7 protein-coding genes are annotated in these 8,288 nt (G+C 62.6%); 3 read left to right on the top strand and 4 right to left on the bottom strand.

The window, feature by feature from the left end; all coding sequences use genetic code 11:
• Window positions 1-151 precede the first annotated feature (151 nt).
• From B5G42_RS16850 to B5G42_RS16840, 3 genes are read right to left on the bottom strand one after another with little or no spacing between them, the layout of a single operon-like run.
• On the bottom strand, window positions 152-1,903 hold the full coding sequence (locus B5G42_RS16850; RefSeq protein WP_087272886.1) for an NADH-dependent [FeFe] hydrogenase, group A6: 1,752 nt from the start codon (window positions 1,901-1,903) through the stop codon (window positions 152-154).
• On the bottom strand, window positions 1,900-3,165 hold the full coding sequence (locus B5G42_RS16845; protein ID WP_087272883.1) for a complex I 51 kDa subunit family protein: 1,266 nt from the start codon (window positions 3,163-3,165) through the stop codon (window positions 1,900-1,902). Before B5G42_RS16845 ends, B5G42_RS16850 begins: the two co-directional genes overlap by 4 nt.
• Window positions 3,166-3,177: 12 nt before the next feature.
• The gene (locus tag B5G42_RS16840; RefSeq protein WP_087187335.1) at window positions 3,178-3,678 is read right to left on the bottom strand and encodes a complex I 24 kDa subunit family protein; all 501 of its coding nucleotides are present in this window, start codon (window positions 3,676-3,678) and stop codon (window positions 3,178-3,180) included.
• 287 nt (window positions 3,679-3,965) lie between these two features.
• Here B5G42_RS16840 and B5G42_RS16835 point away from each other — a divergent pair, with 287 nt between their 5' ends.
• The 3 genes from B5G42_RS16835 to B5G42_RS16825 are packed head-to-tail and all read left to right on the top strand — an operon-like array spanning window position 3,966 to window position 7,679.
• Window positions 3,966-5,483 (top strand): spore germination protein, encoded by a 1,518-nt coding sequence (locus B5G42_RS16835; protein WP_087187336.1) that lies wholly within the window; start codon window positions 3,966-3,968, stop codon window positions 5,481-5,483.
• On the top strand, window positions 5,480-6,559 hold the full coding sequence (locus B5G42_RS16830; protein ID WP_087272880.1) for a Ger(x)C family spore germination C-terminal domain-containing protein: 1,080 nt from the start codon (window positions 5,480-5,482) through the stop codon (window positions 6,557-6,559). The genes B5G42_RS16835 and B5G42_RS16830 overlap by 4 nt, the downstream gene beginning before the upstream one ends.
• Before the next feature lie 34 nt (window positions 6,560-6,593).
• Complete coding sequence (locus B5G42_RS16825) at window positions 6,594-7,679, top strand: GerAB/ArcD/ProY family transporter (RefSeq protein ID WP_087272878.1); 1,086 nt, start codon at window positions 6,594-6,596, stop codon at window positions 7,677-7,679.
• Window positions 7,680-8,063: 384 nt separating this feature from the next.
• Here the strand turns inward: B5G42_RS16825 and B5G42_RS18515 are convergent.
• A partial coding sequence (locus B5G42_RS18515) for a hypothetical protein (RefSeq protein WP_206406207.1) occupies window positions 8,064-8,288 on the bottom strand: 225 nt, incomplete at its 5' end.

The following is an 8,288-nucleotide window of genomic DNA, read 5'->3' as shown; positions in this document are numbered from 1 at the left end:
TCATTCCGAGAAAAACGGCCGCCCGGTGGGCGGCCGTTTTTCGTGGGAATCCGCCCCTTTTGCCGGGGAAACGGATTGCCACGCCAGTGTGCGCACTGGCTCGCAATGACAGGCTTGTGTAAGACAGCGGTTTTGCAGCAGACCCTTCTGCTTACTTCAGATGAGAGAAGTCGTGCTTCTTGGGACGGGCGTGATAGTGGGTGTGGAGCAGCTCGTGAGAGCGGTGGGACAGAGGCGCACCGAAGAACTCCTCATAGATGGTCTTGATCTCCGGGTTCTCGTGGCTCTTACGCAGAGGCAGGGACCGGTCGATCTCGTACAGGGCCTTGATGCGGGCGTCCCGGACGGCGTTGTTGGTGCCGATGGGCTGACCGCCGCCGCCGATGCAGCCGCCGGGGCAGGCCATGATCTCGATGAAGATGTAGTCGGCCTCGCCGCTCTCCACCCGGCGGATGATCTCCTCGGCATTCTTCAGACCGTTGGCGATGGCCACCTTCAGCGGGGTGCCGTTGAGGTCAATGGTGGCCTCCCTGATGGCGTTGACGTCGTTGCGGACGTCCTCGAACTCCAGACGGGGCAGAGTCTGGCCGGTGTACACCTCATAGGCGGTACGCAGGGCGGCCTCCATCACGCCGCCGGTGGCGCCGAAGATGGCGCCGGCGCCGGAGCCGATGCCCAAGGGGGAGTCAAACTCGCTCTCAGGCAGCACGGACAGGTCCAGACCCTCGTAGCGGATCAGCTTGGCCAGCTCGCGGGTGGTGAGGACATAGTCCACGTCCCGGTAGCCGTCCCGGCCCAGCTCAGGACGGGAGGCCTCGTACTTCTTGGCGGTACAGGGCATGACGGACACGGACACGATGTCGTGGGGGTCCCAGCCCATCTTCTGGGCATAGTAGGTCTTGACCACGGCGCCGAACATACCCTGGGGGCTCTTGGCGGTGGACAGGTTGTCGCACAGCTCGGGGTGATGCTTCTCCATGTAGGTGACCCAGCCGGGGGAGCAGGAGGTGATCATGGGCAGCTTGCCGCCGTTCTTGATGCGGTCCAGCAGCTCGCTGCCTTCCTCCATGATGGTCAGGTCGGCGGTGAAGTTGGTGTCGAACACCTTGTCAAAGCCCATCATCTTCAGGGCGGTGACCATCTTGCCGGTGACGATGGCGCCGGGCTCCAGGCCGAACTCGTCGCCCAGGCCCACGCGGACGGAGGGAGCCACCTGGACCACAACGTGCTTGCGGGGGTCCTGAATGGCGCGGACCACATCGTTGGTGTTGTCCACCTCCACGATGGCGCCCACCGGGCACACCAGGGAGCACTGGCCGCACAGGACGCAGTCGGTCTGGTCCATGGGCAGGTCAAAGGCGGTGGTGATCTTGAAGTCGCCGGAGCGGTTGGCGGCGGTGAGGGCGGCGCAGCCCTGGACCTCGGCGCACACCTTCACGCAGCGGCCGCACTTGACGCACTTGGAGGGGTCCCGCACGATGGAGGGATTGTCGATGCGCAGGGGCTCGTTGGAGGAGATGTCGGGCAGCTCGGGCAGCAGGCGGTTGAACCGGCGGCACAGCTTCTGCAGCTCGCAGTTGCCGTTGCGGGCGCAGGACAGGCAGTTCTGCTTGTGGTCGGCCAGAATCAGGTCCAGCACGCCCACCTGGGCGTCGTACACCTTCTTGGTGTCGGTAAAGACCTCCATGCCCTCCCACACCACGGTGGAGCAGGCGGCCAGCAGCTTGCGCTGGCCGGTGACCTCCACCATACACATCCGGCAGTGGGCCTTGATGGTCTGGTCGGGATGGTAGCACAGATGGGGGATATCAATGTTCAGCATCTTGGCCGCCTCGATGATGCGGGTGCCGGCGGGCACCTCCAGCGGCATATGGTTGATGGTAAGATGTACCGTATTGCTCATCGGACCGCGACCTCCTCTTTGACGGCAAAGACTTCAGGGAAGCGCTTCATGGCGGACAGCAGGGCGGATTGAGCCGTCTCGCCCAGGCCGCACAGGGAAGCGCAGGACATGATGTCGGCGAACTTCTTCAGGGTGTCCACATCCTTCTGGGTGTGCTCGCCGGCGGCCACCTTATCCAGCAGCATGGCGATGTGGCGGTTGCCCTCCCGGCAGGGGGTGCACTGGCCGCAGCTCTCGTGGGAGAAGAACTCCTGGGTCATCCGCAGGAAGCCGATGACACTGGTGCGCTCGTCCACCACCAGCACGGCGCCCGAGCCGATGGCAGTCAGGTCGGCCTGCCGCATTCCCTTGTAGGTGTAGGGGGTGTCCAGCTGGGAGGGAGCGCAGATCCGGCCGGAAGCGCCGCCCAGCTGCACCAGGCGCAGGGGATACTCGGGGTTCTCCATACCGCCGGCCAGGTCGTAGATGATCTCCCGGATGGTGATGCCGAAGGGCACCTCAAACACGCCGGGGTTCTTCACGTTGCCGGAGACAGAGATCATCTTGGTGCCGGGGCAGTCCTCGGTGCCCTGGCTCTTGTAGTAGCCCTCGTCGTCCAGCAGCAGGGGGGGCACCAGGGAGAGGGACTCCACGTTGTTGACGCAGGTGGGCAGGTGGAACACGCCGCACTGCTTGATGAAGGGGGGCTTCATACGGGGACGGCCCGCCTTGCCCTCGACGGACTCGGCCAGAGCGGAGCCCTCGCCGCAGACGTAGGCGCCGGCGCCGGAGTAGAGGTGGATGCGGTAGTTCAGGCCGGAGCCCAGGATATCGTCGCCCAGGTAGCCGGCCTCCTCGCACTGGGCGATGGCGGACAGCAGGCGGGGACGCAGGTGAGAATACTCCTCACGCATATAGATGTAGCCGTTGTCGGCGCCCACGGACCAGCCGGCAATGATCATGCCCTCCAGCAGCTGGAAGGGATCGTTGGTCAGCAGCTCACGGTCCTTGAAGGTGCCGGGCTCGCCCTCGTCGGCGTTGCACACCACGCACTTGTGCTTGCCCTTGACCTCACGGGCCTGGCGCCACTTCTTGCCCATGTCGTAGGCGGCGCCGCCGCGGCCCTGAACGCCGTTGGCGGCCAGCACGTCGGCGATCTCGTTGCCGTCCATCTTCAGGGCCTTCCGCAGGGCGGTGAAGCCGCCGATGGACTCGTAGCTCTTCAGGCTGTCCGGATCGTACTTCCCGAAGTTACGGGTGATAAAACAGACTTTCTTGCTCATACCGGCACCCCCTTAATTGAGCTGCTGGAGCATATCCAGGATACGCTCCTCGCTGTCCAGATGGCCGTACACCACGCCGTTGACCCGCACGGCGGGGGACACGTCGCAGGCCCCGAAGCAGGGGACCTTCTCGATGGAAAAGCGGCCGTCGTAGGTGACCTCGCCCACCTCCAGGTTGAGCAGGCGCTTGAGGGTCTCCACCAGAGTGTCGCTGTCCTTCACCCGGCAGGGGGCGGAGTTGCACACCTCCAGAGTGAACTTGGCCCGGGGCTTGGAGTGGAGCGCGGTGTAGAAGGAGATGACATCGTAGACCTGAGTGGGCTTGACGCCCAGCTTCTCGGCCACATAGTAGGCGGCGGACTCAGGGATGTAGTGCCGCTCCACGGCGGCCTCCACGTCCAGCAGGATACCCACCAGCTGGGTGGCGTCCCCGTTGTGGGCGGAGATGATGCCGTCGATCTTGTCCGCCAGCTCCTTGTCTAGAACGTCGGCGGCTTGGGTAAAGGGCTTCATAGGGGCTCCTCCTCTTTGTTAGAATTGCTCCACCGGAGCGGCGGGATACTTACCGGAAGGTGACTAGTTTACCAGATGAACCGGGGAGTTTTTTCAAGTATATCAATTCTTTTGGAAAATTGCAACAGTTACCTTCAAGTTTGTATAACAAGGCGAAAACGGGGCAGTATAAAAAAGTTCAATTCGTCAAATTCACCCAAACAGGGCCGTGGGACTGTAAAAAAGAGCTCTGAATGGGGAAACGCAGAGAGCGTTGATGCGCACATTCAGACAAAGGAGGACTTGCCGTGGCCCATGATCGCTCCGACGGACAGACCCATCCCCACCCCCGGCAGGAGCCCCGCTATCCGGGGGCCATCACCCTGGCCCGGCTGGAGGAGATCTTCCGGGACTGTGTGGATTTTGTCCACCGGACGGTGTGGGTGGGGGAGGACCCCAGGCACAGTTTGACCCTGTGCTACCTCAGCGGTATGGTGCGGATGGAGCGCATCAGCGACTATCTCCTGCGGCCCATGGCCCAGGATCCGGAGCTGGCCCGATGCGCCGGAACCACCCCCATGATGGAGCGGATGCGCCAGGGGGCCCTGTACAACCTGACGGTGGAGGAGCGGGACAGGCTGGACCAGGTGGTCTTTGACCTGGTGGCCGGGTGGTGCGTGTTCCTGTTTCCCGGGGAAAGCACGGTGCTGTCCTGCTTTGTGGGTACCGAGGAGAAGCGGTCTGTGTCCGCTCCCGACAACGAGACGGTGCTCAAGGGGTCCAAGGACGCCTTTGTGGAGAGCGTGCGTACCAACACCAGCATTGTCCGCCGCCATTTGAAGGCCCCGGAGCTGCGGATTCAGGAGCAGATCGTAGGCCGCCAGTCGGCCACGCTGGTGGATATCCTATATATAGAGGGGATCACCAATCCCCATCTGGTGGAGCAGGTGACCGCCCAGCTGCGGGACATCGACATTGACGGGGTGTTTTCCACCGGAGCCATTGAGGAGTATATCGTGCCCGCCGCCCACACCCCCTTTCCCCTCATCCAGTACACCGAGCGGTCCGATCGGTTCTGCGCCGGGCTGGCCCAGGGGAGGGTGGGCATCCTCATCGACGGCATCCCTCTGGGCTATCTGGCTCCGGCGGTGCTGGGCAACTTTTTGCAGGCCCCCCAGGACAAGTCCTCCAACTGGCTGCTGGCCACCGCCCTGACGGTGCTGCGCTACTTCTGTATGCTTACCACCCTGCTGCTGCCCGCCCTCTATATCGCCATGGTCACCTTTCACCAGGAGATGATCCCCACCCGGCTGGCCCTGTCCATCATCGCTGCCAAGCAGAACGTGCCCTTCCGTTCGGCTTTTGAGGTCATCGTCCTGCTCATCGCCTTTGAGATCCTGCAGGAGGCGGGCCTGCGGCTGCCCCAGTCCATCGGTCAGACGGTTTCTATTATAGGCGGTCTGGTGGTGGGCTCGGCGGCGGTGGAGGCCAAGATCGTCTCCCCGGCGGTGCTTATTGTGGTGGCGGTGGCCGGCATCGCCGGGTACACCATGCCTTCTCAGGAGCTGGGGGGCGCCCTGCGAATCTGGCGGTTTGTGCTGGTGCTGCTGTCCAGCGCGGCGGGACTCTTCGGCACCGTCATGGGCGCGGCGGTACTCATCGTCCATCTGGCGGGCATCGAGAGCTTTGGGGTGCCCTATCTCACCCCTTTTGCGGTGGGTACCGGCCGCAGGCCACGGGAGCACGTGCTGCTGCGGCGGCCCATGCCCCAGATCAAGGACCGGCCTGCCGCCCTCAAGCCCAGGAACAGGAGGAAACAGCGGTGAAAAAACAGGTTCTGTTGGTGCTGCTCCTTATGCTCCTGCTCACCGGCTGCCGCCGGTACTCCGGTTTTCTGCCATACGCCCGGGAGATCGAGGACATGGAGCTGATCCGCACCCTGGGAGTGGATACGGCTGGGGATGCCGGGGTGGCCATCACCGCCTCCGGCGGCACCTCTCAGGAGGAGACTGAGGTGGTGGCGGGGGAAGCGGGTACCATCAGCGCCGCCGTGCTGGAACTCCAGGGGGAGGGGTCCTCCTACCTCTATTTCGGCCACGTCACTCAGCTACTGCTGGGGGAGGGACTGGCCAAACGGGGGGTCATGCCCTCTCTGGACTATGTGCTGCGGGATGTGGAGATGCGCCTGGAGACCGCCCTCTATGTGGTGCGCAATGGCACGGCGGGTCAGGCCATTGAGGCTGCCGCCGCCGACGGCTCTGCCACCGACCGGCTGGAGGCCCTGGCCGACGACGCCGGGCTCACTGCCAACTCCATGCCCCGGACGGTAAAGGATGTGCTGGCCGAGCTGGACCGGCAGGGGGCCTCCTTTCTGCCTGCGGTGCTGGCGGACGGTGGACTCACCGCTGCCGGCTACGGGATTCTAAAGGATGGGGTGCTGGTAGGCTGGGCGGAGGGAGACGCCGCTCTGGGGGTCAATCTGATTTTCGGCAAGGTGGATGCCGACGTGGTGGAGGTACAGGCCCCCGACGGCACCGCCGCCGCCCTGCGGGTAGTGGGTGCCGCCGCCTCGGTGCGCCCCATCTGGCAGGGGGACACTCTGGCCGGGTTAAAGGTCCACTGTAAGGTGGATGCCAATCTGGCGGAGGGGAGCGCCATGCCCGACCAGGCCACACTGGATGCCCTGGAGGCGGAGCTGGCTCAGGTGGAGGCGGAGCGGATGGCCCGGGCGCTGGAGCTGTCCCGGGTGCTGGACGCCGACTATCTGGGGCTGCGCCAATCCGCCGCCTTTGCGGTGCCCTGGCACAAGGAGGTGCTGCTGGGCAGCTATTCCATGAAAGACTTGAAGCTGGAGGCCACCGCCGAGGCGGTAATCCAGCGCAGCTACCACGCTGACGGGTAATGACGATTCACTATTATATTTAGGAGGTGACACCATGCCGGACGACCGCATTTCTCTGCGGCAGCTGCTGACCCTGACCTTTGCGGCTCTGCTGTCCCCCGCCATTCAGCTGCTGCCCGGCAGCACCGCCCGGCGGACCGGGGAGGCTGGGTGGCTGGCCACTCTAGTCGCTCTGCCGGTACTGCTGGGGCTGTGCTGGCTGCTTTGGCGGCTGTTCAGGGACGGCCCGGACAGGGGCGGTCTGCCCAATACCGCCCAACAGCTGCTGGGTCCTGCCTTGGGGCGGGTGTTCTGCCTGCTCTACTTTCTGTGGGGGCTCTACCTGCTGGCGGCCAACGCCCGGCAGGTGGCCCTGCGCTTTCTTACCATCAGCTACCGCAACGCCCCTATGGTGCTCTTTCTGCTGGCCCTGTTGGGGGCGACCTTCTGGCTGGTCCGCAAGCCGGTGCGGGCTTTGGCCCGAGCGGGAGAGGTGTTCTTCCTCACTCTGGCCGCCGGGCTGGCCCTGTCCCTGCTGCTGGGAGCCTTTCAGGTGGATACTGCCAATCTGCTGCCCGTGTGGGTGGAGGACCTGCCCGCAGTGGGCTGGGCCACCCTGCCGGTGCTGGGCCTGCTGGGCTATGTGGTCTTCGCCACCTGCCTGGGGGGCCATGTGGTGCCAGAGGAGGGCAGCCGGAGAAAGATTCTGCGCTGGGCGGTGGGCCTGTGCCTCACCCTCACCGCCTTGCAGGTGGTCTGCCTGGGCAACTTTGGGCCCGGCCTGGCCGGGCGTATGGATACCCCCTTCTTTATGATGGTAAAAGGCATTGGCTTTGAGGGCACCTTCCAGCGGATGGAGTCGGTCATCATTGCCCTGTGGGTGCTGGCCGATCTGGCTCTGTTGTCTCTGTTGGCTTGTGCCTGTTCGGAATTGGCCCAGAAAGGGTTTGCGATTAAGAAAAGAACCACCGCCGTGCTGCCCATCATTCTGGCGGCTGCGGCAGGGGCCATCTGGCTCTTTCCCGACGCCTTTGCCCTGGATTGGGCTTTGGGAGGGCCGGTGCTGTGGGGGAGTATTCTCTTTGGATTGGGCGGTCCGCTGCTGCTGTTTGTCATCTCTCTGTTCCGCAAGAGAGAGTAGGGGGCATCTTGTGGGTAAGTCTCTGATTTTCTACTATATATAGGTAGTGTTTGGAGCGGCGCAAAAAGTCGAAAGAAAAGTGAAAAAAGATGTTGACAAATGGGGGCGAGAGTGATATTCTATCTGAGCGCCTTGCGAGAGGGCATGAAAATCTGACCAAAACCGGAAGAAACCGAGGGGAACCTGGACGGTCTTGCGGAAAAAGATCAGAAAAAAGTGCTTGACAAACGCGAGCGTGCGTGGTAAACTAAATGAGTTCGCGCCGGAGGGCGTGAACGAGCTTGAAAAAGAACCGAAACAAGCGGTTCGGGGCTAAAAAGCCCTGAAAAAACTTGAAAAAAGTTCTTGACAAGCAAAACAGAGCGTGCTAAAATAAATAGCACGTCAGCCCGAATGGCTGGCAAGAGCGTGTACCTTGTAAATTAAACAACGTGAAAGAAACACGAAGCACCAGAAAGGACGAGAAGTCCTTCTGACAAGCAAAGCTTGAAAGAAGGCTCTTGATTTAATTTCTTTGAAGCTATGAATTAAGCTTCGATAAAGTGATTTGAAGAACTTCGGTTCTTTAGATACCATTTTATTGAGAGTTTGATCCTGGCTCAGGATGAA

Source organism: Flavonifractor sp. An91, assembly GCF_002159225.1.
Taxonomy (GTDB): Bacteria; Bacillota; Clostridia; order Oscillospirales; family Oscillospiraceae; genus Flavonifractor; species Flavonifractor avicola.
This window is presented reverse-complemented; position numbering and strand designations above follow the sequence as displayed.